The following is a 24,366-nucleotide window of genomic DNA, read 5'->3' as shown; positions in this document are numbered from 1 at the left end:
CGAGCCTGCCGAGACCCCCGCCTCCACGAACTCGACCCGCAGAACCGCTATCGCGGGCGGTCGTGCTCGGCGATGGCGGCGAGCTGCGCGTTGTACGCCTCGAGCTCGGCATCGCCGGTGCGGTCGGCGTGACGGTCGCGGCGCTTCGACTCCTTCTCGTCGCTGCGCGCCCACTGCACGGCGACCGTGATCGCGAGCGCCACCGTCGGGATCTCGCCGATCGACCACGCGATGCCGCCGCCGAGCTGCTGGTCGACGAGGGCGTCGGTGCCCCACCCCATCGCGCCGTACCAGTCGGCGAGGAGCAGTCCGGTGCTCGACATGATCGTGAGGCCGAAGAACGCGTGGAACGCCATCGTGCCGAGCAGCAGCACCAGGCGGAACGGGTACGGCAAGCGGTACGGCACCGGGTCGATGCCGATGAGGGACTGCACGAACAGGTAGCCCGTGATGAGGAAGTGCACGATCATCCACTCGTGCCCGATGTGGTCGAGCATCGTCCAGCGGAAGAGCGGCGAGTAGTAGAAGATCCAGAGCGACCCGACGAAGAGCAGGGCGGCGACGATCGGGTTCGCGATGAATCCGGCGAACCGCGAGTGCACGGCGAGCAGGATCCACTCGCGGCCACCGCGACTGCCGTCCTTGCGGGCACGGATGGCGCGGGCCGCGAGCGTGACCGGTGCGCCGGGCACGAGCAGCACCGGCACGGCCATCGTGAGCACCATGTGCGCGAGCATGTGCGCCGAGAAGAGGTACTGCTCGTAGACGTTGACGCCGCCGTTGGTGATGTAGGCGAGCAGCAGGAGACCCGAGACCCAGAGCACCGTGCGGTAGATCGGCCAGCGGTCGCCGCGCTTGCGAAGGCGACGCACGCCCGCGATGTAGAAGAAGATGCCGAAGCCGCATGCGAGCAGCCAGATGAGGTCGGGGTTCCACTCGGTGAAGAAGCGGGTCCACTCGGGCCACGGCGGCAGCGGCTCGCCGGTGAGGATCTCCGCCGGCGTGCGCGCGAGCGAGCCCGCCTCCTCCTCGGAGACCGGGGTGGCCGTGCGGGCCAGTGCCGCGGCGGCGCCCGACGCGAGCCCCATGAAGGCGAGCTCGGCCACCACGAGCCACCAGAAGGAGCCCCGAGGACGGTCGCCACGCGACATCCGCCCGATCAGGAACCGGCGCTGCGCGGCGCCGAACAGGCCGAGCGCGATGAGGGCGACGACCTTGACGACCACGAGCATGCCGTAGGGAGTGAGGAGCTGGTCCCAGTCGCCGATGCGGAGCGCGGCGCTCGCGTATCCCGAGAGCGCCACGACGATGAAGCTGATGAGCGCGACGGTCGAGTAGCGCGCGAGCACGACCGGCAGGCGCTTCTCGCCGAGCTCGCCCTTCAGCAGCACGATCGTGAGCAGCCCGCCGAGCCACACCGAGGCGAAGACGAGGTGCAGGCCGAGCCCGGTGACGGCCGCGGCATGGCCGGCGGCGCCCGCCGCATGGCCCTGCTGGGCGAGCGGCACGAGCGAGGCGACTGCGAGCACGGTCACGAAGACGAGGGCGGTGTGATTGCGCACCGCGAAGCACAGCACGGTGACGGCGGCGGCCACGAGCATCGTCGTGAGCCACGCCTGGCCGAGCGGGATGGTGGTCACGAACTGGCCGAGCTTCTGCCCGAACGCGTCGCTCAGGTCGAACGGCACGCCCGTGACGAGCAGGAAGGTGAAGAGGCCGGTCGCGCCGCTCGCGACCGTCAGCACGGCAGCGGATGCCGCAGCCACGTCGAGTGCCAGGTCGAACTCGCGTCGCTTCGGGCTGAGCGCCCAGACCGCGAGCACGAGCGCCCCGATCATGCCGGCGGCGCCGAGGTTCACGAAGAGCTTCGCGACGGGCACGCCGTAGCGGGCGACGGGGCCCGGGTCCTGGATCAGCTGTTCGGCCGCTCCGCCGCCGTAGGCGAGGCCGGCGAACGTCGCGGCGAGGGCGACGACGATGAGTGCGGCGGGGCCGAGCACTCGCACGGAGCGGGGCACCGAACCAGCCTAGACGTCAGATTCCGTGAACCATCCCAGAGCGGGCTCGAGAACCGCAGGAACCCGCCCGACCGGCAGAGCCCGTGAACCAGCCCGGAACGGCGAAGGGGCGCACGGCTCGCGCCGTACGCCCCTTCGGGAAGTCGCAGTTACTTCGCAGCAGCCTTGAGCTTCGAACCAGCCGAGACCTTGACCGAGTAGCCGGCCGGAATCTGGATCTCGGCGCCCGTCTGCGGGTTGCGGCCGGTGCGCGCAGCGCGGTGCGTGCGCTCGACGGCGAGCCAGCCCGGGATGGAGACCTTCGTGCCCGAGCCGACGGACTCGGCGAGCGCCTCGAAGAGGCCGCCGAGAACGGCGTCGACGGTAGCCTGGCTCTGTCCGGTCGACGCTGCGACCTTCGCGACGAGCTCGGTCTTGTTGAGCGACTTGTCAGCCATTGAATGTCCTCCTCGGACGTTCGCTGTTCGGTACAGCAGTTGTGAGTTCTCGGGAACGATCGTTCAACCGCCCCCGTGGCCGATCAGGCCGCCTCGAATGTAACAGAGTTCCGCGGAATCCCGCGGATTTCCGGCCCTTTCGAGCACCTTCGCCTCGGCGTGTCGCGTCCGCTGGGAGCGAATTCGCACTAGCGGACGCGAAGAACGCCTCAGTCCTCGAGCGCCGACCAGCGCTTCAGGAACGTCGCGAGCTCTTCCCGCGACACGGTCGCCGCGGGCCGGAACGCGCCGCTGACGGAGGTGATGCGCTCGGCCGCGAGCCACTCGATCGACCTGAAGTACGTCGACCCGACCGCGACGTCGCTGAACGTCGCGGTGCCGGGCGCCGTGAAGGACGGCGCCGACGCGCGATACAGGAACGCGGCGATCTGCTGGCGCGTCAGCACGTCGCCGGGGCCGAAGTTGCTCTTGACGGCGGTGATGCCGGCGCTCGCGAGGTACTCGACCGCGGTGAACGCGTCGTGATCGGCCGGAACGTCGGCGAACGTCGGCACTGCCGGCACCTCGAACTCGGGCGAGCCCAAGAGACGGTACAGCGCGATCGCGGTGACGCCTCGCGTCGCGGGAGCCTTCGGATCGAACCGCACGATGCCGTCGTCGCCGCGGATCCCGCCGATGATGCCCTGGCTCCCGGCCCAGCGCGCATTGTCGGCGTGACCGCCGGTCGTGAGGTCGGCGAACCGCGGCATCAGGGCGGCCGTCGCCTCGGACGTGGCCGCGATGGGCTCGGCTCCGGGGCGGGTTCCGGTGACGGTGACCGCGAGCGTGACGCCCTCGAGTGCGTCTCCCGGCACCAGTTCGGTGCCCGTCGCGTCAGGGAGCGGCTCACCGTCCGAGAGCCACTGGTAGGCGAGGACGGCGCCGTCGCCCCAGTCCCCCGCGTCGACCGTGAACGCCTGGCCGACCTGCGCGACGCCGTTCACCGTCGGGATCGGCGCCGGCTCGGGCTCGGGAGCCGTGCGGGTCATGACGGCGTTGATGCCCGTGAACGCGCCGCCGTTCGGCGCCTCGAGCACGGTGGCCGCGTCGCGGGTCGCCGCGTTCTCCCAGTACTGGGTGGCATAGGGCACTGCGGCATCGCTCCGGTCGGCGAACTCGACGACGTAGTTGCCAGGCGGCAGTCCGCCCATGCGGAACGAGATGTCGTCGCCGGCACCGCTGATCTGCTCTGGCTGGGCCCACACACCCGGTGCACGCTCGTGCAGCAGGCGCAGGCTCGCCCCCGTCGCCGGACCGCCGTGCTCGTCGATGATGCTGCCGGAGATCTGCACGCCCGGCGCCGCCTCGACGTCGACGTCGGGGGTCACCGCCTGCGCCGTGACCGGGGCCACCGCCGCCTCGTCCTGATAGAAGGCACCGCCGTAGTAGGTCTTCGCCCAGTTCGCGCTCCAGGAGCCGTACGACATCACGGTGTACTCGCCGGGCGCCAGGCCCGACACCTCGTACGCCCCGGCGGCGTCCGCCCGTTCGAAGGCGACCGTCTCCCACGCGCCGCTCGAGTTCTTGCGGAGCACGTCGAAGTAGGCCTGTGCCGACGGCACGCTGCCCGCCTCGGCGCGCTCGGTGAGGGTGCCGGTGAGGGTGCCGCCGGCAGTGAGGTTCGCGTCGATGGTCTCGACGACATCGCCGGGGCTCAGCTCGAGGTGGGTCGACGATGCGCGATCGACCGCGCCCTGCCAGTACTGGTGCGCCCACTCGCCGTCGAAGTCCGAGAAGCCGACGACGTACTCGCCCGCTTGGAGGCCCGCCAGGCGGTAGGTTCCGTCGGCGGCCGTGACGGCCTTCACGGTCGCGACGTAGGCGTCGGAGGAGCCGGCGTACGAAGCTGCGACCTCGACGCCTTCGACCGGTGCGCCCCCGGCGGAGACGGTGCCCTCGATGACGGCGCCGGCGTTCAGCTCGAAGTCGGCCGCGAACGACTGGCCCGCCACCAGGTCGACGCGAGCCGCGGCATCCTCGTCGTAGACGTCCTGCCAGTACTCGTCGACGAGCTCGGACTCGCTCCCCCAGCCGGGCCCGGCCTTGAGGACGTACTCCCCCGATGGCAGGCCCGTGATCGCGTAGCTGCCGTCGGAGGCGACGGATGCCCCGCCCCGGGTCCCCGTCATGTCCGACGAGAGGTAGGCGTAGACGTACCCGCCGGAGACCGGCTGTCCGGCCTCGTCGACCACCCGGCCCGACACGGTCGCGCCGACCTCGAGGGTCGGCTCGATGGTCACCGTCGCTCCGGCGGTCACGGTGATGTCGGTCGCGGACTCGAAGTCGGCGGCGTCGTCCCAGTACTCGGAGACGTACCGGGCAGTCTGCACCTGCGGGTTGATCGAGGCCCGATACGTGCCGGGGGTGAGGTTCTCGATCGAGAAGCTGCCGTCGGCCGCCGTGGCGCCTTCCGTGCCGTCGCCCCACAGCAGCGTCCAGCAATCGCGCTGCTCCAGCGGGTCGAAGTCCTCGTCGCAGCGGAAGAGCTGAACGCGCACACCCTCGAGCGGTGCGCCGGCCTCGCCCGTCACGACTCCCGCGATGGAGCCGGTCTCGGGCTCTGCGGCGTACGCGGGCGACGCGACCCCGGCGAGGCCGACGAGCATGGCGAGCGCGCCGAGGATTCCGGTGAGCCGCCGCCGGCGCGAGGCCGGTGGTGAGTCTGGAGTGAGCGAGGGCATCGGACGTCCTTCCGTGAGAGCCGGGAACGGCATGGTGCTCACGCTACGAAACGGAGGACGGTGTCCGCCATGGGCAGGACTCCCCGTCGATCCCCCGGGGACGACGAAAGGGGCGCCCCTTGCGGGACGCCCCTTTCGGTGAAGCTACGTGCTTACCAGCTCGACTTGGTGATGCCGGGCAGCTCGCCACGGTGCGCCATGTCACGGAAGCGGACGCGCGAGACGCCGAACTTCGTGAGGACACCGCGGGGGCGGCCGTCGATCGCGTCACGCGAACGCAGGCGAACCGGCGACGCGTTGCGGGGAAGCTTCTGCAGGCCCTTGCGAGCAGCCTCGCGGCTCTCGTCGGTGCCGTTCGGGTCGACGAGCGCCTTCTTCAGCTCGAGACGCTTCGCGGCGTACCGCTCGACGATGACCTTGCGCTGGTCGTTGCGTGCGATCTTGCTCTTCTTCGCCATGTCTTAGCGCTCCTCTCGGAAGTCGACGTGCTTGCGCACTACAGGGTCGTACTTCTTGAGCACGAGGCGGTCGGGGTTGTTGCGGCGGTTCTTGCGGGTCACGTAGGTGTACCCGGTGCCGGCGGTCGACCGAAGCTTGATGATCGGCCGGATGTCCTGTGCCTTTGCCATTAGAGCTTCACCCCACGTGCCTGCATGTCCTTGACCACTGCTTCAATGCCACGAGCGTCGATCACCTTGATGCCCTTGGCGGACACGTTGATGGTGATGTTCCGACGAAGCGACGGCACGAAATAGGTCTTCTTCTGCACGTTCGGGTCGAAGCGGCGCTTCGTCCGGCGGTGCGAGTGCGAGATGTTGTGCCCGAAGCCGGGAACGGCTCCAGTCACCTGGCACACTGCTGCCATTGGTTTCCTCCAATACCGAGGGGCGGATGCCCCTCCCAAGGTCTCTTGTCTGCTGACCCTCCCCACGCTGAAGCCCGCGATTTCTCGCACGGTTTCGATAGGGATTGTCGCGGCATGGGCAGTGGAAGTGCCCAGCCAACGAGCCAGCTTACCAGAAGCGGGCGGGCGGGCCGAACCGAGCGGATGCCGTGGCTCGCTTCCTCACCCGGCCGGTACGGGCTCCTCGTCGATCACGCGCCGCGAGAGCAGCGCCGCGACGAGGAAGCAGAGCGCCCCGAGGAGCGTGCCGAGGTTCGCCCAGAACGCGCTCACGAGCGAGTCGGTCTGGGGCACGACGTACGCGCCGATCGCCGAGACGCCGAACGCGATCGAGCCGAGCAGGTTCAGCCAGGTGCCGTGCCACGACCGCGCGTGCCGGTCCCACAGTCGGCCGCGGTCTTTCGTCGCGACCACGGCGAGCACGCTCGAGATGAGGAACGCCGCCGACCCCCATGCGTCGGGTCGCCACCCGGCCCCGAGTCGCTCAGGGTCGGCGATCGCCGCGGCGAGCGCAGCGGCGGTGCTGACATTGAAGAGCAGAGTGCCCGCGAACTGGATGGCGGCCGCCCACCAGTCCCATCGATCGGCCTGGTTCGTGCCCCGCCTCGGCACGTGCCGGCCGCTGAGGCTCAACTGGATGAACGCGGCGAGCGTGAAGAAGATCGACCCGACGAAGAAGGTGATGCCGACGCCGACCGGGCCCGCCCACGCCGCGTAGAACGGGATGGCGCCGACCAGGAAGCAGAGCGAGCCGACGGCGAAGCCCCATGCCTCGCGGCGCAGCCGAAAGCGACGGCGGTCACGAGTATTCGTCTGCACGCTCATGGATGGAGCCTGCAACCCGCTCGCCCGCCCGTCAACTCTCCTCGTCGATTTCACGCGATGTGGACTATTGACGCTCCAGTGCCATGCGACCACACTCGGGGATTGGGCCGTCTTCGGGGGTTGACACCCTGTCTTCCCGAGGCGCTCACATTCGTGCACGACGATGCAGCACTCGGGGGAACACCATGACCGACCGCAAACCACGATCACACTCGGGCGGTGGCGAGAACGCCCGGATCACGCCTGATCGATCGAGCCACGCCTTCTCGGGCATCGGCGACAGCACGCAGTTGAATCCCATCTTCGCGCGAGCCGGCGAGGCGACCGACTTCCCGCTGAACCGGCTGCCCGACGCCGAGTCGTTGCCCGAGACCGCCTACCAGGTCGTGCACGACGAGTCGATGCTCGACGGCAATGCCCGCTTGAACCTGGCGACCTTCGTCGGCACGTGGATGGACCCCTTCGCCACGAAGCTGTACTCCGAATCGGCCGACAAGAACATGGTCGACAAAGACGAGTACCCGCAGACGGCCGCGATCGAGACGCGCTGCTGGAAGATGATCGCGAGCCTCTGGAACGCGCCGAGCGCCGAGGGCGCCATCGGCACCTCCACGATCGGGTCGTCGGAGGCGTGCATGCTCGGCGGGCTCGCGCTCAAGCGGCGCTGGCAGCTCGCCCGTCGCGCAGCGGGCAAGTCGACCGAGAAGCCCAACCTCATCCTCTCGAGCGCGGTGCAGGTGTGCTGGGAGAAGTTCTGCAACTACTTCGACGTCGAGGCCCGTTACGTGCCGATCAGCGACGAGCACAAGGTGCTCGACGGGCACGACCTCGAGAAGTACGTCGACGAGAACACGATCGGCGTCGTCGGCATCATGGGCGTGACGTACACCGGCATGTACGAGCCGATCGCCGAGATCGCGAAGGCGCTGGACGACATCGAGGCGAAGACCGGGCTCGATGTGAAGATCCATGTCGACGGGGCATCCGGTGGCATGATCGCGCCGTTCCTCCAGCCCGAGCTCGAGTGGGACTTCCGTGTCGACCGGGTCGTCTCGATCAGCACCTCCGCCCACAAGTACGGGCTCGTGTACCCGGGACTCGGCTGGGTCGTGTGGCGCACGGTCGAGGACCTCCCCGAGGAGCTCGTCTTCGACGTCACCTACCTCGGCGGCCACATGCCGTCGTTCGCACTGAACTTCTCGCGCCCCGGCGCGCAGGTGCTGCTGCAGTACTACCTGTTCCTGCGGCTCGGGTGGGACGGCTATCGCAAGGTGCAGCAGGCATCGCAGGACGTCGCCGTCTACCTCTCGGGCGAGATCGCGAAGATCGACGCGTTCGAACTCTGGAACGACGGCACCGACATCCCCGTGTTCGCCTGGCAGCTCACGAAGGGCCACACCGACAAGTGGAACCTGTACCACCTGTCGGAGCGCCTGCGGCTGAAGGGCTGGCTCATCCCGGCCTATCCGATGCCCGACGACATCTCGGACCTGGTGGTGCAGCGCATCGTCGTACGCAACGGCCTGAGTCGCAACCTCGCCGAGTCGCTCGTGCTCGACATCCGCGAGGCCGTCGACTACCTCGACGCACTCGAGGCGCCCATGCCGGTCGAGGGCCAGGTCTCGACGTTCACGCACTGAGTCGAACGAGCGGATGCCGCGGGCAGCACTGCGCCCGCGGCATCCGCTCGTTCGGAACCAACCGACTCAGTCGGTGAGGGTCTCGACATACTCCTGGTTGTCGGCGATCCACTGCTCGACGACCGGTGCGTAGTCGTCGGCGTCGCCGTCGCCGTTGAACATGGCGTTCTCGAGCGAGAAGAGCAGCTCGGAGTCCATCCGGAAGTCCTTCAGCCAGCCGGCGAGGGTCGGGTAGTCCTGCTCGAAGCTCTTGCCGCCGAAGGAGTGGATGCCCTCGGCGTCGCCGAGCGTGCCCTCGGGGTCCTCGAGGTCCTTGAGCGGGAACGCGTCGTAGGCCCAGTGCGGGCGCCAGAGTGTGACGGCGACGTTCTCGCCGTTCTCGGTGGCCGCAGTCAGCTCGGCGAGCATCGCGGGCGTGGAGCTCGTCACGTACTCCATCTTCTCGAGGCCGTATGTCGGGATGACCTCGTCGGTCGTGACCCGGTTCAGGCCCGAGCCCGGCTCGATGCCGACGAGCTTGCCGCCGAAGAGGTCGGCACTCGCGGCGAGTTCCTCGAGGGAGTCGATCGGGGCGTCCTCGTTCACGGCGATCGTGAGCTTGGCGTCCTCGTTCCACGCGCCGAGGTCGACGAGGTCGTCGCCGTACTGCTCGATGTAGTCGGCGTGGGTGATCGGCAGCCAAGTGTCGAGGGTCACGTCGTAGTCGTCGGTCGTGAGGCCGGTGTAGACGGGCGCCGGGTCGGCGTACTCGAGCGTGACGTCGTAGCCCTGTTCGGTGAGCACGGCCTTCCAGAGCTCGCTCGCGGCGACTCCTTCGTCCCAGCCGTTGAACACGGCGATGGTGACGTCCTTCTGGTCGCCGTTCTCGAGGGTCTCGGCCTCGGCGCCGGCGGCGCAGCCGCTGAGTGCCAGGGCGGAGACCGCCCCGAGTGCGAGTGCTCCGGTGAGCATGCGCTTCTTCATGTGTTCCTTTCCTCCCGCGTGCTGTCGCGGGTGTTGGGGAGCGCCGCGCGATTCCGCGCGACGAGCGTTGCACCGCCGGTCGGGCGGTGGCAGGTCGGTCGGTCGGTCGGTGCGAGCGGGTCAGGCGGTGGCGGATGCCGCGGGCAGGCGTTCCGCCTCGGGGCCGAGCGGCTCCGAGGCATCCGTCGTCGGCGCCTGCTTGTCTCGACCGCGCGGCTTCCTCGGCGTGCCGAGCGCCCCCGTGACCCGGTCGAGGATGATCGCGAGGATCACGACCGAGAGACCGGCCTCGAAGCCGAGCCCGACGTCGATGCGGGTGAGCGACTGCACGACCTCGCCGCCGAGCCCGCCTGCGCCGACCATGCCGGCGATGACGACCATCGAGAGCGAGAGCATGATGACCTGGTTGACGCCGGCCATGATGCTCGGCATCGCGAGCGGCAGCTGGATCTGGCGGAGGATGCGCCACGGCGATGAGCCGAAGGCCTGGCCGGCCTCGACGACCTCCTTGTCGACGCCGCGGATGCCGAGCTCGGTGAGCCTGACGCCGGGCGCCATCGCGAAGATGATCGTCGCGACGATGCCGGGGACGACGCCGACGCGGAAGAGGATGAGCGCCGGGATCAGGTAGACCATCGCCGGCATCGTCTGCATGAAGTCGAGGATCGGACGGATGACTTTCGACGCCAGGTCGGAGCGGGCGGCGAGCACGCCGAGCGGCACCGAGATCGCCACGGCGATGAGCGAGGCGACGAGCACGAGGGCGAGCGTCGACATGGCGTTGTCCCATTGGTCGACGCCGACGATCACGAGGAGGCCGAGCGCGGTGCCCGTCGCGAGCTTCCAGCCCTTCGCGAACCAGGCGATCGCCGCGAGCACGAGGATGACGACCCAGAACGGCGGGGTCTGCAGCACGACGTCGACGAGGTCGTAGAAGCCGGCGAAGACGCTCCGCACGACGGCGAAGAACCCGCCGAAGACGTCGGTGATGAAGTGGATGACGGCGTCGGCCCAGTCGCCGAGCGGGAGTCGGATGTCGTTCATGCCGGGCTCCTCTCCCCCGCTGCGTCACGGTGCATGGCTTCGGCCCTGATGTCGGCGGCTTCCGCGACCGCCGCGGCGACCGCACTGGCGTCGGCCGCGTCGGCGATCGCCGTGTCGGGCCGGGCCGTTCGGTGCAGCGTCGCGGTGATGACGTCGACCGGGATCGTCGCCGGCGTCTCGATGACGGCGTGCTCCCCCGTGTTCGACGAGACGTTGCCGAGTGCCGCGAGCAGGGTGACGCGCGGCACCGCCCCGAGGAGGCGTCCCTGGTCGTCGACGACGGCGAGCGGCAACTGGCTCTCGACGGCGCTCTCGAAGAGCTCGGAGAGGTGCTCGTCGGCGCCGACGACGGGATGGTCGTCGCTGATCGCCGGTTCGAGCGACCGCTCACCGCGCTGCACGAGGCGCAGCACGTCACGGTCGTGCACGACGCCGAGCAGGCGCCGGCCGCCGCCGACCACGAACACCATCGAGGTCTGCAGGTCGCGCATCGAGCGCAGGGCGGCCCTCGGACCGGCCGAAGCGGTCACGACGGCGCGCGGCGCCTCCATGACGTTGCCGGCCGTCAGCACGCGCGAGCGGTCGACGTCCTGCACGAACTGGGCGACGTAGTCGTCGGCGGGGTCCGTGAGGATCTCCTCGGCCGTGCCGAGCTGCACGATGCGCCCGTCGCGCATGACGGCGATGCGATCGCCGAGGAACATCGCCTCGTTGAGGTCGTGGGTGATGAAGACGATCGTCTTGCCGAGCTCCTGCTGCAGCTCCACGAGCTGCTCCTGCATCTCCTTGCGGATGAGCGGATCGAGCGCGGAGAACGCCTCGTCCATGAGCAGGATGTCGGTGTCCGACGCGAGTGCACGGGCGAGCCCGACGCGCTGCTGCATGCCGCCCGAGAGCTCCGAGGGCATCTTGTCCCCCCAGCCGCCGAGTCCCACCCGGTCGAGGATGTGCTCGGCGCGTCGGCGCCGTTCAGCCGCCGGGACGCCCTGGATCTCGAGACCGTATGCCGCGTTCTCGAGGACGCTGCGGTGGGGCAGCAGCGCGAAGTGCTGGAAGACCATCGAGATGTGGCGACGACGCACCTCGCGGAGCCGCTTGGGCGACATGCCCGTGATCGTCTCCCCCATCACCGTGACACTGCCGTCGGTCGGTTCGAGCAGTCCGTTGAGCGTGCGGATGAGCGTCGACTTGCCCGAACCCGACAGGCCCATGACGACGAAGATCTCGCCTCGCCGCACGTCGAAGTCGGCGTCGATCACCGCTGCGGTGCCGAGGGGCGCGAGTTCGGCACGGCCGGCACCGGCGCGAAGGCGATCGAGCGCCTCCTTCGGCTTCCGGCCGAAGAACTTGGTCAGGCGACGAACGGAGAGTGCTGGGCTCTCGGCCGCGGATACGGGTGTTTCGGACATGGACAGGCTCCCGGAGCGCACGCCGAACACCGCGCACGTTGACACGCGAGCGGTCGAGAATCGGGCAGGGCTGACTCGTGGGTCACGGCCGGGTTGACGGCGATGGGAGGTGTGGACTCAAGCCCTGTCTGAGGGCGAGAACACGACTTCCGCGCAAGCGGCCATCGGGGCCGGATGCCACGCCGCCGAACCATACGCCGCAGCATGCCGATTACGGAATGCAGCAGCGCGGACTGGGCGATTCGGTCTTGCAGGACCGTGTCCACCGTATCGAGGTCACCGGGGCAACCCAAATCGAGTAGTGATAAATATGCCCTGATCAGAGCTTTTCACTCGGCGCGAGTGGTGCGCTACTCCCCTGCCGTCTGCAGCTTCGTGCAGTTGGCGCACAGGCCGAAGACGTCGACCACGTGCGCAGCACCGGTGAACCCGTGCTCGGCCGCGACCGTCTTCGCCCATGCCTCGACCTCGTCGGCGGCGATCTCGACGGTCAGCCCGCAGTTGCGGCAGATGAGGTGATGGTGATGCCCCGTCGTGCTGCAGGCCCGGTAGATCGCCTCTCCGTCGGGTGATTGCAGCGAATCGGCCTCACCGCTCGAGGCGAGGTCGCCGAGCGCTCGGTAGACCGTGGCGAGGCCGATCGGCGAGCCGTTGGCGTGCAGCGTCGAGTGCAGCGCCTGCGCGCTGATGAAACCCTCGGTGTCGTCGAGGGCCTCGCGAACAGCCTCACGCTGCCAGGTGTTGCGCTTCATGCGATCCGTGCGTCCTCCGCGGTCTCCACCGGTATGGCGACTCAGTTCAACGGTAGTCCCCGAAGCTTGGAGATACCCAGTGCGAGAAGGAAGAAGGCGGTCGCCGCGAGCGCGATGGCCGGGCCTGCGGCGATCTCGAACAGTCGCGATGACGTGACGCCGAGCACGCCCGACGCTGCACCGATCACCGGAGCCGCGAACAGCAGGCCGCGGAACGATCGCACCATGAGCCGCGCGGCGGCGGCGGGCGCCGCGATCAGGGCGATCGCGAGGATGGCGCCGACCGCGGGCAGCGAGCTCACGACCGACGCCGCCGTGAGGCCGAGCACGAGGAGTTCGATCGGCCACTCCCGGTACCCGGCGGCACGGAACCCGTGGGGATCGAACGTCGAGAACGCGATCTCCTTGCCGAAGAGCGAGATGCACACCACCGCGACGACGGCGACGGATGCCGCAAGCAGAATATCTCCGTCGCTCACCGTCAGGATCGAGCCCATGAGCAGGGATTCGGCGCGTACAGGCAGCCCGGGGATGAGTGCTTGGAGCAGTGCACCGGCCGCGAATCCGCCCGTGAGCACGATGCCCGCCGCCACTTGCGCGCCCTGCCGCCGCACGCGCGCGATGCCGGCCATGACGGCGACGAGCACGACGGATGCCACGGCCGCGCCCGCCGGCACGCTCACCCCGAGCGCGGCCGCCGCGACGGCGCCCGGATACGTGCCGTGCGTCAGTGCCTGCGCGAAGAACGTTCGCCGCCGCACGACGACCAGGGCGCCGACGAGCCCGGCACCCGCGCCGATGATGATCGCGGCGAGGAGCGCTCGCTCGAAGTACCCCATCAGCGCCCATCCCCCGCCACGACGGGATCGCGGTGTTCAGCGCGGTCGCGGCTGCCGTTGATGCGGGTTCTGGACCAGCGAATCGTGCTGCTCACGAGCAGCACGATCGCGTAGCCGACCACGAACACCGCGACGACCGTACTGCCGGCCGGCACGTCGACCCCGGCGCCCACCGAGACCGCGAATCCGAGCGCGAGACCGAGCCATGCGGCGATCGCGGCGAACCCGGCCGCCGCGGGGAAGAGCCACCACAGCCGCGCGGTCGTCAGCCGCGCAACGGCACCCGGAACGATGAGCAATGCGAGCACGAGCAGCGTGCCGATCGTGCTCGCCGCTGCGACCACGACGAGGGCGATCGCCGAGTTGAGCACGAGGTCGAGCACGAGGGCCGAGTCGCCGGCGGCGCGGCTGCCCTTCGCGTCGAAGGCACGGTACAACTGCTGCTTCAGCGTGACCAGCACCATGAGGAGCGCGGTGATGCTCACGACGATGAGCGGGAGCACCTCGTCGGGCGGGATCGTGAGCACCCGGCCGAACAGCAGCGCCTCGAGCTCGCCGGCGTAGTCGTCGCTGCGCGACACGACGATCACACCGACGCTGAAGGTCGCCGTCAATACGATCGCGATCGCCGCGTCGGAGGTGATGCCGGCTCGATCGAGCCAGGTGAGGGCGAGTGCGCCGGCGAGGGCGGCGATCGCAGCGCCGGGCAGCAGCCCGGCGCTGCCGCCGACCGCGAGCCCGATCGCCAGGCCGGGGAACACCGCGTGGGTCAGGCCGTCGCTGATGAACTCCAGGCCCCTGAGGTTCACGAGCACCCCGACGAAGCCGGCCACGACCGCGAGCACCAGCATGACGAGCAGCGCGCGACCCATGAACGGGATCGCGAATGCGCCGAAGAGCGCGTCGGTCAGCGGCATCCCTCACCGCCGGCACGGCTCGAGTCCGCATATGTCGCGTATGGCATTCAGTGGCCCTCGTGGCCCGGTACGACGAGCGTGTGCTCGTCGATCTCGACCTCCACGCCCTCGAAGCACTCCTGCACGTTGCTCAGCGTGAGCACGTCGTCGACCGGCCCGCTCGCGAGTTGCGTGCGGTTGACCAGCACGACGGAGTCGCAGACACGGCGGGCGAGATCGAGGTCGTGGGTCGACACGAGCACCGCGACGCCGCGGGTCTTGAGGGCGCGCACGGTGCCGACGAGCGCGTCGCGATTGGGCTGGTCGAGTCCGTTGAACGGCTCGTCGAGCAGCAGCAGGCCTGGGTCGGATGCGAGGGCCCTGGCGAGGAGCCCGCGCTGCCGCTGGCCGCCCGAGAGCTCCCCGAACGGCCGCTTCGCGAGCTCGGCGAGGCCGACGGTCTCGAGCGCCTCGCGCACCGCCGCCCGATCGGCGCGGCCAGGCCACCGGAGCAGGCCGAGACCGCGGTAGCGGCCCTGCATCACGACCTGCTCGACGCTGATGGGGAAGTCGGGGTCGAGGTCGGCCGACTGTGGAAGGAAACCGACCATGCCGTTCGGGGCATGCGACGCGAGAGTGGGGGAGCCTCCGGCGCCTGGGCGCTGGGAACCGAACTCGATCGTGCCTGCGGTGCGCGGCACGAGGCCGAGGATCCCCTTCAGGAGGGTCGACTTGCCGGCCCCGTTCGGTCCGATGAGTGCCACGGCCTCGCCGCGCGCGATGTCGAGGTCGAGGCCGCTGACTCCCGTGCCACCGGGGTGGGTGAATGCGGCGCCGCGGAGGCGCAGCACGGGGGAGTCGTCCATGGTTGTCATCCTTGCAGTGACGCGGGCACCGCGGTAGGCGTGACGCCCCACGACTCGAGGATCAGCCGAGCATTGTGCAACTGGCTGCCGAGGTAGGTGGCACCCTCGCTGCCCTCGACACCGAGGGAGTCGCCGTAGAGGGCGTCGGGGCCCGAGTAGACGGTCACGCCGGCTTCGGCGGCGATGGTCTCCGCGGCCTTCGGGGAGATGGATGCCTCCGAGAACACGGCGGCGACACCGGTGGACCGGATCCGGTCGACGAGCGCGTCGATCTCGGCGGCGCTCGGCTCGGCGTTGTCGTCGAAGCTCGGGATGACGCTGCCGACGAACGTGACGTCGTAGGCCTCGACGAAGTACGTGAAGGCGTCGTGGTTCGTCACGAGGAGCCGCTCGGCGACCGGCACGGACTCGACGTTCTCGGTGATCCACTCGTCGAGCGCGTCGAGCTTCGCGAGGTAGTCGGTCTCGTTCTGCGCGAGCGCATCGCCATCGACGCCGGGCAGCTCGGCGATGCCGTCGGCGATGTTCTCGACCATGTGCTCGGCGAGCTCGGGGTCGGTCCAGGTGTGGGGGTTGCCCGAGCCGTGGTCGTGATCGTGTTCGGCGTCGCCCTCGGCGTGATCGTCGTGCGCTTCGTCATCGGCGTGCTCGTCGCTCTCGGCGTGATCGCCCGCGGCATCCGTCGCCTCGACCTCGTCGTGCGCCTCGGCCTCGTGATCGTGGTCGTCGGTGCCGTGGAGCTCGATGCCCGTGCTCGCGTCGATGAGCACGCCGTCGAACCCGGAGGCCTGCACCGCGTCGTCGAGCCAGCTCTCGAGGCCGCCGCCGTTGACGACGAGGGCATCGGCCTTCGACAACGCGAGCAATTGCGCAGCAGAGGGGTCGAAGCTGTGGGCGCTCTGGCCGGGGGAGAGCAGCTGCGTGACCGCGGCGCCGTCGCCGACGAGCTCGCGCGTGAAGTCGCCGACCTGGGTCGTCGTCGCGACGATCGCGGGGCCGTCGGCAGCTGCGCCGGATGCCGCGGGCGCCGAGCAACCCGCAAGGGTCAGGGCCGCCGCCGAGAGCACGGCACCGCCGACGAGGGCGGCGGGCAGTCGGCGGAAGGCGCTGGTTCGGTTGCTCATGACTCCACCGTACGTCTTATTGATAATGATTGTCAAAACCATGAAGCGACCGAATCGGTCACAGTGGGTGAACATCGATGCGCGTCCGCCGCATTCCCACGACATCCTGTGGACAGCTCTGGCGAGTGTCGCACCGACGTGCGAGAGTGAAGCACGTGGATACGACGACAGCTCCTCTCACGTTGCATCCGTTCACCGTCGCCGATGCCGAGCGCGTGCTCTCCGGCGAGGTCGACCCCCATGACGGCTGGGAGGGCGCGTACGCCTTCACCGACGAGCCCGAGCTGCTCGCCGAGTACCTCCGCATGGTGCAGCAGAACGGCGATCCGACGCCCTACGGCCCCTACCTCGTGCGACGAGGCGAAGACGGCCCGGCCATCGGGGGAGTGAACCTGTTCGGTCCGCCCGGCGATGACGGAGCCGTCGAGTTCGCGTTCGGCCTCGTGCCGGCGGTGCGAGGCCAGGGGCTCTCGACGCACACGGTCGCGGCCGTCGTCGAGCTCGCCCGCGCGGCAGGCGTCGTGATCCTCCGCGCCGAGGCCGAGGTGCCGAACCTGCCCGCCCGCCGGGCGCTCGAACGTGCCGGCTTCGCGCAGTCCTCGCGCACGACCGAGGCGATCATCTACGAGCTGCGGCTGTAACCGGCCTGGAAGGTTTCGACGGGCTCAGCCCGCAAGGGCGCAGGCGCAACCCGTATGGTCTTTGTCGCTCGAGCTCGTCGAGACCCGGCCACGAGCTACTCGAGCAGGAGCGCCGGCTCCTCGATGATCGACGCGACGTCGGCGAGGAAGCGCGAGGCCACATCGCCGTCGACGACGCGGTGGTCGAACGACGCACCGATCGTCGTGACGAAGCGCGGTCGCACCTCGCCGTCGACGACCCACGGCTTCTGCTTGATCGTGCCGAGCGCGACGATCGCGACCTCACCCGGGTTCAGGATCGGGGTGCCGGTATCCATGCCGAAGACGCCGATGTTCGTGATGGTGATGGTGCCGTTCTGCATCTCGGCCGGCTGCGTCTTGCCCTCGCGCGCCGTCAGCGTGAGCTGCTCGAGCGCCGTCGCGAGCTCGACCATCGTCATCGCCTGCGCCTCCTTGACGTTCGGCACGATGAGCCCGCGCGGGGTCGCCGCAGCGATGCCGAGGTTCACGTAGTTCTTGACCACGATCTCGGTGTCGGTCCACTGCGCATTGACCGTCGGGTTGCGGCGCACGGCCCAGATCATCGCCTTGGCCATGATCAGGAGCGGCGAGATGCGCACGCCGGCGTAGTCGGGGGAGGCCTTCAGCCGCTTCAGGTACTCCATCGTGCGGCTGGCGTCGACGTCGACGAAGACGCTCACGTGCGGCGCCTGGAAGGCGCTCTGCACCATCGCGTTCGCGATCGCCTTGCGCACGCCCTTGACGGGGATGCGCTCCTCACGGGCTTCGGGTCGCTCGGGGGTCTGGATGTTGCGGAACACGCTCGCCTGGCTCGCCTCGCGGATCACGTCGTCGCGCGTGATATCGCCGATCGGCCCCGTGGGCGCGACGCGAGACAGGTCGACTCCGAGGTCTTTCGCGAGCTTGCGGATCGGCGGCTTCGCGATGACGGGAAGTCGAGGGGCGGGCCGCGATGGCGCGGCGACGGCAGCGGATGCCGCGGCGCCGGCCGTGCTCGCGGGCGCCGGGTTCACCGGGGCGGGCGGGGGAGTGACGGCGGGGGGCGCGAGGTGTCCGTGCGCGCCGTCGGGCGTGACGTGGCGTCGACGGCGCGTCGCCGCCGGACCGGAGCTGCCGTGGCCGACGAGCACGGCGCCGCTCTCCTCGGCGGCAGCGGCCGCCGGTACCTTGCCGTAGATCGGCAGTGACTCTGCGGCCGGTTCAGCACTACCGGCGGGCACCACGGAGTCGACCACCGGCGCCGCAGCCGGCGCGGCAGGGGCATCCGACGCGAGCCCCGCGGCATCCGTCTGGATGACCAGGATCGGCGTGCCGACGTCGACGGTGTTGCCCTCTTCGACGAGCAGTTCGGAGACGACACCCTCGAACGCGCTCGGCAGCTCGACGAGCGACTTGGCGGTCTCGATCTCGACGAAGACCTGGTCGAGGCTGATGCGATCGCCGGGCGCGACGCGCCACTGCACGATCTCGGCCTCGGTGAGGCCCTCGCCGACGTCGGGGAGGGGGAATCGGATCTCGCTCATGTTCTTTACCCTCGCAGTCGGTCTATGCCGTCGTCGTCATGTCATGCCGCGCGCCGCGCGGCGCCTCAGTAGGCCAGGGCGCGGTCGACGGCTTCGAGCACCCGGTCGGGGCTCGGCAGGAACTCGGTCTCGAGTGCGGCCGGTGGGAACGGCGTGTCGAAGCCCGACACGCGCAGCACCGGCGCCTCGAGTGCGTAGAACGCCCGCTCGGCGACCGTCGCGGCGATCTCGGAGCCGACCGAGACGTTGCCGTACGCCTCTTGGGCGACCACGAGCCGGCCCGTGCGGTGCACCGACTCGAGCAGCGGGCCGTAGTCGATGGGGGAGAGCGACCGGAGGTCGACGACCTCGATGCTGCGCCCCTCGGTCTCGGCGATGTCGGCAGCCTGCAGCAGCGTCGCGATCATCGCGCCGTGGCCGACGACGGTGACGTCGGTGCCCTGGCGCATGACGCGGCTCGCGTGCAGCGGCAGGCCGGAGTGGTCGAGGTCGACCGGGCCCTTCGGCCAATAGCGGCTCTTCGGCTCGAAGAACAGCACCGGGTCGTCGGAGCGGATCGCCTCCTGGATCATCCAGTAGGCGTCGTGCGGGTTCGACGGGCTCACCACGCGCAAGCCCGGAGTGTGCGCGAAGTACGCCTCGGGGCTCTCCTGGTGGTGCTCGATCGAGCCGATGTGCCCGCCGTAGGGCACCCGGATCACGACGGGCATCGAGAGGGAGCCGTCGTGGCGCACCGTCTGGCGTGCGAGCTGCGTCGTGATCTGGTCGAACGCCGGGAAGATGAAACCGTCGAACTGGATCTCGATGACCGGCCGGTAGCCGCGCATCGCGAGGCCGATCGCGGTGCCGACGATGGCCGACTCGGCGAGCGGGGTGTCGAGGATGCGCTTGTCGCCGAACTCGGCCGAGAGTCCCTCGGTCACGCGGAAGACGCCGCCGAGCGGGCCGATGTCTTCACCCATGAGCAGCACCTTCTCGTCGGCGCGGAGCGCCTCGCGGAGGCCCGCGTTGATGGCCTTCGCCATCGAGAGGGTCTGCACGCCGCGCACGTCCCCTGCTCCCTGAGCCTGTCGAAGGGCGGTGGATGCCTCGGGCACTGCCTCGCTCGCGACATCCGTCACGTGGTTCTCCTCTTCGGTGCGGGCGCTCATGCCGTGCCCCCTGCCGGACCCTCGAACGAGGTCTCGAAGTTCTCGAGCCACGCGTACTGCTCGACCATGAGCGGGTGCGGCTCGCTGTAGACGTGCTCGAAGATCGCCTCGCGCGTCGGCGCCTGCAGCTCGAGCGCGCGGCGGCGCAGGTCTGCGGCGATGTCGTTCGCCTCGGCCTCGACGTCGCTGAAGAACGAAGCGGATGCCCCGCGCCCCTCGAGCCACGTGCGGTACCGCGTGATCGGGTCGCGCGCCTCCCAGTACGCCACCTCGTCGTCGGTGCGGTACTTCGTGGGGTCGTCGGCGGTGGTGTGGGCGCCCATGCGGTAGGTCACGGCCTCGATGAGGCTGGGGCCGTCGCCGGCACGCGCCTCTTCGAGCGACTGGCGGGTGACCGCGTAGCTCGCGAGCACGTCGTTGCCGTCGACGCGAACGCCCGGCATGCCGAAGCCGCCGCCGCGGAGCGACAACGGGCTGCGCGACTGCCTCGCGACGGGCACCGAGATCGCCCACTGGTTGTTCTGGATGAAGAAGACCTGCGGCGTCTGGTAGCTCGAGGCGAAGACGAGTGCCTCGTTGGCGTCGCCCTGCGAGGTCGAGCCGTCGCCGTAGTACACGAGCACCGCGGCATCCGTCTCGGGGTCGCCCGTCGCGGTCGCGCCGTCGAACTGGAGGCCCATCGCGTACCCGGTCGCGTGCAGCGTCTGCGACGCGAGCACGAGCGTGTAGAGGTGGAAGTTGCCGTTCTCCTCGGGGTTCCACCCGCCGAGGGTGGCGCCGCGCAGCAGCGCGAAGATGCGCGAGAGATCGAGCCCGCGGATCATGCCGACGATGTGCTCGCGGTACGACGGGAACAGGTGGTCTTGCGGGCGGGCCGCGTGCGCGGAGCCGACCTGCGCCGCCTCTTGGCCGTGACTCGGCACCCACAGGGCGAGCTGGCCCTGCCGCTGCAGGTTCGCCCCGGCCACGTCGATGCGGCGCGAGACCGCCATGTCGCGGTAGAAGCGCTGCAGCTCGGCGTCGCTCAACGCCTCGACGAGCGGGAGATAGGCCTCGGCCTCGGGGGAGGGACGAAGTTCGCCCTCATGGGTCAGGAGCTGGACCGTCGGCGCGGTGAACTCTCTTTCGCGGGCTGCCACCGTTCCACGCTACCCGCTACTGCGGGTGCCCTTCTTGTGAGCCCGGTACAAGCTCACCCAGAATCGTGAGGAGGATGTCCACAGATTCCTCTTCACCGATCGAGATGCGGATGCCGTCTGGCGCGAAGGCGCGCGTCACGATCCCGGCGTCGAAGAGACGCTCGGCCACCGTTGTCGTCGCCTCGCCGGCTGGCAGCCAGACGAAGTTGCTGCGCGAGGCCGGCACCGGCCACCCCTGCGCCGCGATGGCCGCGTGCACGCGGTCGCGCCGGTCGGCGATCACGCCGACCCGCTCGAGCAGCTCTGCCTCGGCCACCGGCTCGAGCGAGGCGATAGCAGCGGATGCCGCGGCAGCCGTGACCCCGAGAGGGATCGCCGTGGCGCGCGCGGCGTCGAGCAGGTCGATCGGGCCGATGGCGTAGCCGACGCGGAGCCCGGCGAGACCGTAGGCCTTCGAGAAGGTGCGGAGCAGCACGAGGTTCGGGTAGCGGCCGATGAGGGTCGCGCCGTCGACGGCGTCGTCGGCGCTGCCGTCGCCGCGCACGAACTCGGCGTACGCCTCGTCGAGCAGCACGAGCCGGTCGGCCGGCACCTTCGCCATGAAGGCATCGAACTCCGCCGCGGTCACGACGACGCCCGTGGGGTTGTTCGGCGAGCAGACGATGACGACGCGCGTGCGGTCGGTGATCGCCGCGGCCATCGCGTCGAGGTCGTGCCCGTGGTCGGGGCGGTTCGGCACCATCACGCTCACGGCGCCGGCCACCGTGGCGAGGCCGGGGTAGGCCTCGAACGAGCGCCAGGAGTAGACCACCTCGTCGCCGGGCGAGGCGGCCGCGAGGATGAACTGCGCGAGCAGCGCGACCGAGCCCGCCCCGACGAGCACCTCGTCGGCCGTGACCCCGAACCGCTCTGCGAGCTTCTCGCGTAGCGCGAGCGCCGTGGCATCCGGATACCGGTTGATGTCGTGCGCGGCGGCCGCGACGACGTCGATGACCGACGGCAGGGGCGTGAACGGGTTCTCGTTGCTCGAGAGCTTGAAGCCGTCGGCGGGCGCGGGGCGCCCCTGTCGGTACGGCGGAAGGGCGGCGATCTCGGGGCGCAGGCGTACGCGCGCCCCCGTGGGCTCCGGTGCGGTCACGATTTCCACCGTACTCCTTCGCTCCTGGCAGGCCCGTCTGACAGAGTGGGGGCATGCGTTTCATCGTCAAGGTCATCGTCATCGCGCTCGCCCTCTGGCTCACGACGCTCATCGTCTCGGGCGTCAGCGTCGTGCCCTATGAGGACACCCAGCTCGCGACCGTGCTCACCTACCTGCTCGTCGCGCTCATCTTCGGTCTCGTGAACGCGATCATCGGCAACTTCATCAGGATCGTCGCGTTCCCGATCTACGTGCTGACCCTCGGCCTCATCTCCTTCATCGTCAACGGCCTCCTGCTGCTGCTCGTCGACTGGATCAGCGACCTCATGGGCTTCGGCCTCGTCGTCGAGAGCTTCTGGTGGGGCGTGCTGGGCGCCCTGGTGCTCGGCCTCATCAGCTGGCTCATCGGCCTCGTGCTGCGCCCGGTGTCGAAGGACTGAGCTCGCGCGTCGCGACCCATCGGGTCATCTCCCCGGCGCCGCCGCCCGTGAACGCCGCGACCCGCTCGCGGAACGCCACGAGCCGCTGCTCCTCCGAGGCGTCGATGAGCGCCGCGGTCTCCTGATAGCGCACGAGTGCGTGGGCGGCGAACGCGTCGTGCTCGACGCCGGGCTCGAGCACGCTCCGCGAGACGGTGAGCCGGTCGAGCGACGGATGCCCCGAGCCGCCGGTCGCGGGAACGAGGTCCTCCTCGTGCTCGACCGTGAGCACGGGCACTCCGCCCCGAACCTCCGCCGACGCGACCGGGCCGCCGACGCTCACCGCGGCGACGACGTTGAGTTCGGGGTCGGCGGCGAGCGTCGCCGCCACGATGCCGCCCCCGGAGTGACCGACCGGCAGGAGCGGGTCGCCCGGTCTCGCCCCGGCCTCGGCGAGCGCCATGCGGACCGCGCGTTCGACCGCCCCCGAGTCCGCGCCGGCCATGCGCAACGCATCGAGCGGTGAGTCGTCGGCGATGCCGTGCAGGTTGCTCGTCATGTCGTTGGTCTCCGCTCCGGCCGTCGTGGTGAAGTCGGCGGTGCCGCTGATGTACACGACCCACCTCGGGTCGTCGGCCTCCCCGTAGCGCTCGACCCGGATCTGCGCACCGTCGTCGGAGGTCGGGATGCGGTCGACGAGATCGGCGACCCCAGAGGGAGCGGTGACCGGCCCGTCGACCGGAGGCGCGTCGGCGCGAGTCGCGCGAGCGGCCGCACTCTGATCGGCGGGCCCATCGGAGACCCGGCGGCTCACCCTCACCGGCGCCTCGACGAGGACCCGGCTGCCGATCGTGGCGCCGAACAACCCCGCGATGCCCAGCGCGAGCGACGCGGCCTCGGGCGCACGGATCTCTGCTCCGACACCCACCGCGAGACCGGGCGGGACGAGGAGCGCACCGGCGACGAGTTCATCGACCGAGTCGACCGCATTCCGCACCGCGCGCACGAAACCCCGATCGGACAGCAGGTGCGTCTGGTCGGCGAGCCATGCGTCGAGCGGTGTCACCCACCCGAGTGCACGCGCGCCGAGCACGACCCCGAGTGCCACGCCGCCGCCGAGCAGGATCGATGGGAACGCCACCCGCACCATGCCGCCCGCGAGCGCGGCCAGCGGACCCGCGCCGATCCGCCAGAGCGCCTCCACGACGCGCTCGGAGGCACCGTACCGCTCGGCGCTCTCGATCAGCGCCTCGCGCAGATGCCCGGCGCAGTCCGTCGCCTCCTCCAGGCGCACCCGCGCGTTCGCGAGGCCCCACGTCGGCGACGACATGTCCCAGGAACCGGCGGCAGGCTCGCGGAGGTCGAGTTCGGCGAGGCCGCGGCTGATGACGCCGGCGCGTTCCCGCCAGTCCGAAACCACCGCCTCCGTATTTCCCAGACGGGCCGCGTCAGCGAACAGTTCGTCGGTCGCGACAGCGGTCGAGCCGCCCCCGCTGAGTGTCAGCGAGTCGTCCACGACGCATCGCTTCGAGTGATGGGCACCTGCATCTCGCCGAGTGATGCGCGTTGCACCTCAAGCTGCCGCTCCATGCGCCGGATGCGGTCGACGAGTGAGGACTCCGCATCGACCAGTCCGTCACGTGCAGCGACGACGCGTGCCCTGAGGTCGTCGAGACCGCGCACGTACCCGTCAGCCGCGGCCGATCGCCAGGCGCCGGTCGACGGGGGCACGAGTCGATGCACGGACTGCTGCACCTCGGCGAGCAGCGACGTCAGCATCAGGAGATGCGCTCTGGCATCGTCGATGCGCGCCTGCGTGACGGCGGTGCCCTTCAGGGCGAGCGCATACGGATCCGAATCGAGCATGCTCGAGTGTTGCTGAGCGGCATGGCCGATC

Annotated in this window: 24 protein-coding genes; 3 read left to right on the top strand and 21 right to left on the bottom strand. The window is 69.9% G+C overall.

Going from position 1 to position 24,366, the window contains the following annotated elements:
* Positions 1-47: 47 nt before the first annotated feature.
* The 7 genes from ASD23_RS05505 to ASD23_RS05475 form a co-directional block, all read right to left on the bottom strand.
* Positions 48-2,018, bottom strand: a complete 1,971-nt coding sequence (locus ASD23_RS05505) for a cytochrome c oxidase assembly protein (RefSeq protein WP_200941680.1) — start codon at positions 2,016-2,018, stop codon at positions 48-50.
* Positions 2,019-2,167: 149 nt separating this feature from the next.
* The gene (locus ASD23_RS05500) at positions 2,168-2,455 is read right to left on the bottom strand and encodes an HU family DNA-binding protein (RefSeq protein WP_056007305.1); all 288 of its coding nucleotides are present in this window, start codon (positions 2,453-2,455) and stop codon (positions 2,168-2,170) included.
* A gap of 209 nt (positions 2,456-2,664) precedes the next feature.
* Positions 2,665-5,175, bottom strand: coding sequence for a carboxypeptidase regulatory-like domain-containing protein (locus ASD23_RS05495; protein WP_056007302.1), 2,511 nt, complete (start codon positions 5,173-5,175; stop codon positions 2,665-2,667).
* 152 nt (positions 5,176-5,327) lie between these two features.
* Positions 5,328-5,633, bottom strand: a complete 306-nt coding sequence (gene rpsN, locus ASD23_RS05490; RefSeq protein ID WP_056007299.1) for a 30S ribosomal protein S14 — start codon at positions 5,631-5,633, stop codon at positions 5,328-5,330.
* Positions 5,634-5,636: 3 nt separating this feature from the next.
* Positions 5,637-5,804, bottom strand: a complete 168-nt coding sequence (gene rpmG, locus ASD23_RS05485) for a 50S ribosomal protein L33 (protein WP_022892462.1) — start codon at positions 5,802-5,804, stop codon at positions 5,637-5,639.
* Positions 5,804-6,040 (bottom strand): 50S ribosomal protein L28, encoded by a 237-nt coding sequence (gene rpmB / locus ASD23_RS05480; protein WP_056007296.1) that lies wholly within the window; start codon positions 6,038-6,040, stop codon positions 5,804-5,806. Before rpmB ends, rpmG begins: the two co-directional genes overlap by 1 nt.
* 201 nt (positions 6,041-6,241) lie before the next feature.
* Entirely contained in the window at positions 6,242-6,904 is a 663-nt protein-coding gene (locus ASD23_RS05475; RefSeq protein WP_056007288.1) for a YrhK family protein, read from the bottom strand.
* Between the two features lie 185 nt (positions 6,905-7,089).
* Between ASD23_RS05475 and ASD23_RS05470 the strand changes: the two genes are divergently transcribed.
* Positions 7,090-8,544, top strand: a complete 1,455-nt coding sequence (locus ASD23_RS05470) for a glutamate decarboxylase (RefSeq protein ID WP_082571208.1) — start codon at positions 7,090-7,092, stop codon at positions 8,542-8,544.
* A gap of 66 nt (positions 8,545-8,610) precedes the next feature.
* Here ASD23_RS05470 and ASD23_RS05465 read toward each other — a convergent pair whose 3' ends face one another.
* From ASD23_RS05465 to ASD23_RS05430, 8 genes are all read right to left on the bottom strand, one after another.
* Positions 8,611-9,507: a glycine betaine ABC transporter substrate-binding protein gene (locus ASD23_RS05465; RefSeq protein WP_056007285.1), complete on the bottom strand. Its 897-nt coding sequence runs from the start codon at positions 9,505-9,507 to the stop codon at positions 8,611-8,613.
* A 120-nt stretch (positions 9,508-9,627) separates the two neighbouring features.
* On the bottom strand, positions 9,628-10,551 hold the full coding sequence (locus ASD23_RS05460) for an ABC transporter permease (RefSeq protein ID WP_056007282.1): 924 nt from the start codon (positions 10,549-10,551) through the stop codon (positions 9,628-9,630).
* On the bottom strand, positions 10,548-11,960 hold the full coding sequence (locus ASD23_RS05455) for a quaternary amine ABC transporter ATP-binding protein (protein ID WP_056007940.1): 1,413 nt from the start codon (positions 11,958-11,960) through the stop codon (positions 10,548-10,550). Before ASD23_RS05455 ends, ASD23_RS05460 begins: the two co-directional genes overlap by 4 nt.
* A 350-nt stretch (positions 11,961-12,310) precedes the next feature.
* Entirely contained in the window at positions 12,311-12,712 is a 402-nt protein-coding gene (locus ASD23_RS05450) for a Fur family transcriptional regulator (protein WP_056007279.1), read from the bottom strand.
* A 41-nt stretch (positions 12,713-12,753) separates the two neighbouring features.
* Entirely contained in the window at positions 12,754-13,551 is a 798-nt protein-coding gene (locus ASD23_RS05445; protein ID WP_056007276.1) for a metal ABC transporter permease, read from the bottom strand.
* Positions 13,551-14,468 carry a metal ABC transporter permease gene (locus ASD23_RS05440; protein WP_056007273.1) on the bottom strand — a complete coding sequence of 306 codons (918 nt, stop codon included), beginning with the start codon at positions 14,466-14,468 and terminating at the stop codon, positions 13,551-13,553. Before ASD23_RS05440 ends, ASD23_RS05445 begins: the two co-directional genes overlap by 1 nt.
* Positions 14,469-14,515: 47 nt before the next feature.
* The gene (locus tag ASD23_RS05435) at positions 14,516-15,313 is read right to left on the bottom strand and encodes a metal ABC transporter ATP-binding protein (protein ID WP_129231580.1); all 798 of its coding nucleotides are present in this window, start codon (positions 15,311-15,313) and stop codon (positions 14,516-14,518) included.
* A 5-nt stretch (positions 15,314-15,318) separates the two neighbouring features.
* Positions 15,319-16,437: a metal ABC transporter substrate-binding protein gene (locus ASD23_RS05430; protein ID WP_056007267.1), complete on the bottom strand. Its 1,119-nt coding sequence runs from the start codon at positions 16,435-16,437 to the stop codon at positions 15,319-15,321.
* Between the two features lie 155 nt (positions 16,438-16,592).
* Between ASD23_RS05430 and ASD23_RS05425 the strand changes: the two genes are divergently transcribed.
* Entirely contained in the window at positions 16,593-17,078 is a 486-nt protein-coding gene (locus ASD23_RS05425; protein WP_162248731.1) for a GNAT family N-acetyltransferase, read from the top strand.
* Positions 17,079-17,173: 95 nt separating this feature from the next.
* On the opposite strand, the gene ASD23_RS05420 is transcribed toward ASD23_RS05425, so the two are convergent.
* The 4 genes from ASD23_RS05420 to ASD23_RS05405 form a co-directional block, all read right to left on the bottom strand.
* Positions 17,174-18,622 (bottom strand): dihydrolipoamide acetyltransferase family protein, encoded by a 1,449-nt coding sequence (locus tag ASD23_RS05420; RefSeq protein ID WP_056007260.1) that lies wholly within the window; start codon positions 18,620-18,622, stop codon positions 17,174-17,176.
* Between the two features lie 65 nt (positions 18,623-18,687).
* Positions 18,688-19,647: an alpha-ketoacid dehydrogenase subunit beta gene (locus ASD23_RS05415; RefSeq protein ID WP_056007937.1), complete on the bottom strand. Its 960-nt coding sequence runs from the start codon at positions 19,645-19,647 to the stop codon at positions 18,688-18,690.
* A gap of 122 nt (positions 19,648-19,769) precedes the next feature.
* Positions 19,770-20,912, bottom strand: coding sequence for a thiamine pyrophosphate-dependent dehydrogenase E1 component subunit alpha (locus ASD23_RS05410; RefSeq protein WP_056007257.1), 1,143 nt, complete (start codon positions 20,910-20,912; stop codon positions 19,770-19,772).
* A gap of 16 nt (positions 20,913-20,928) precedes the next feature.
* The gene (locus tag ASD23_RS05405) at positions 20,929-22,053 is read right to left on the bottom strand and encodes a histidinol-phosphate transaminase (protein WP_442854317.1); all 1,125 of its coding nucleotides are present in this window, start codon (positions 22,051-22,053) and stop codon (positions 20,929-20,931) included.
* Between the two features lie 50 nt (positions 22,054-22,103).
* Between ASD23_RS05405 and ASD23_RS05400 the strand changes: the two genes are divergently transcribed.
* Positions 22,104-22,490 carry a phage holin family protein gene (locus ASD23_RS05400; protein WP_056007254.1) on the top strand — a complete coding sequence of 129 codons (387 nt, stop codon included), beginning with the start codon at positions 22,104-22,106 and terminating at the stop codon, positions 22,488-22,490.
* Here ASD23_RS05400 and ASD23_RS05395 read toward each other — a convergent pair.
* Both ASD23_RS05395 and ASD23_RS05390 read right to left on the bottom strand, forming a co-directional pair.
* Complete coding sequence (locus ASD23_RS05395) at positions 22,453-23,889, bottom strand: hypothetical protein (RefSeq protein WP_157377015.1); 1,437 nt, start codon at positions 23,887-23,889, stop codon at positions 22,453-22,455. The two genes, ASD23_RS05400 and ASD23_RS05395, sit on opposite strands and share 38 nt — an antisense overlap.
* Before the next feature lie 80 nt (positions 23,890-23,969).
* Positions 23,970-24,335, bottom strand: a complete 366-nt coding sequence (locus ASD23_RS05390) for a hypothetical protein (RefSeq protein ID WP_056007248.1) — start codon at positions 24,333-24,335, stop codon at positions 23,970-23,972.
* Positions 24,336-24,366 lie beyond the last annotated feature (31 nt).

The organism is Agromyces sp. Root1464 (assembly GCF_001427265.1).
Lineage (GTDB): Bacteria > Actinomycetota > Actinomycetes > Actinomycetales > Microbacteriaceae > Agromyces > Agromyces fucosus.
This window is presented reverse-complemented; position numbering and strand designations above follow the sequence as displayed.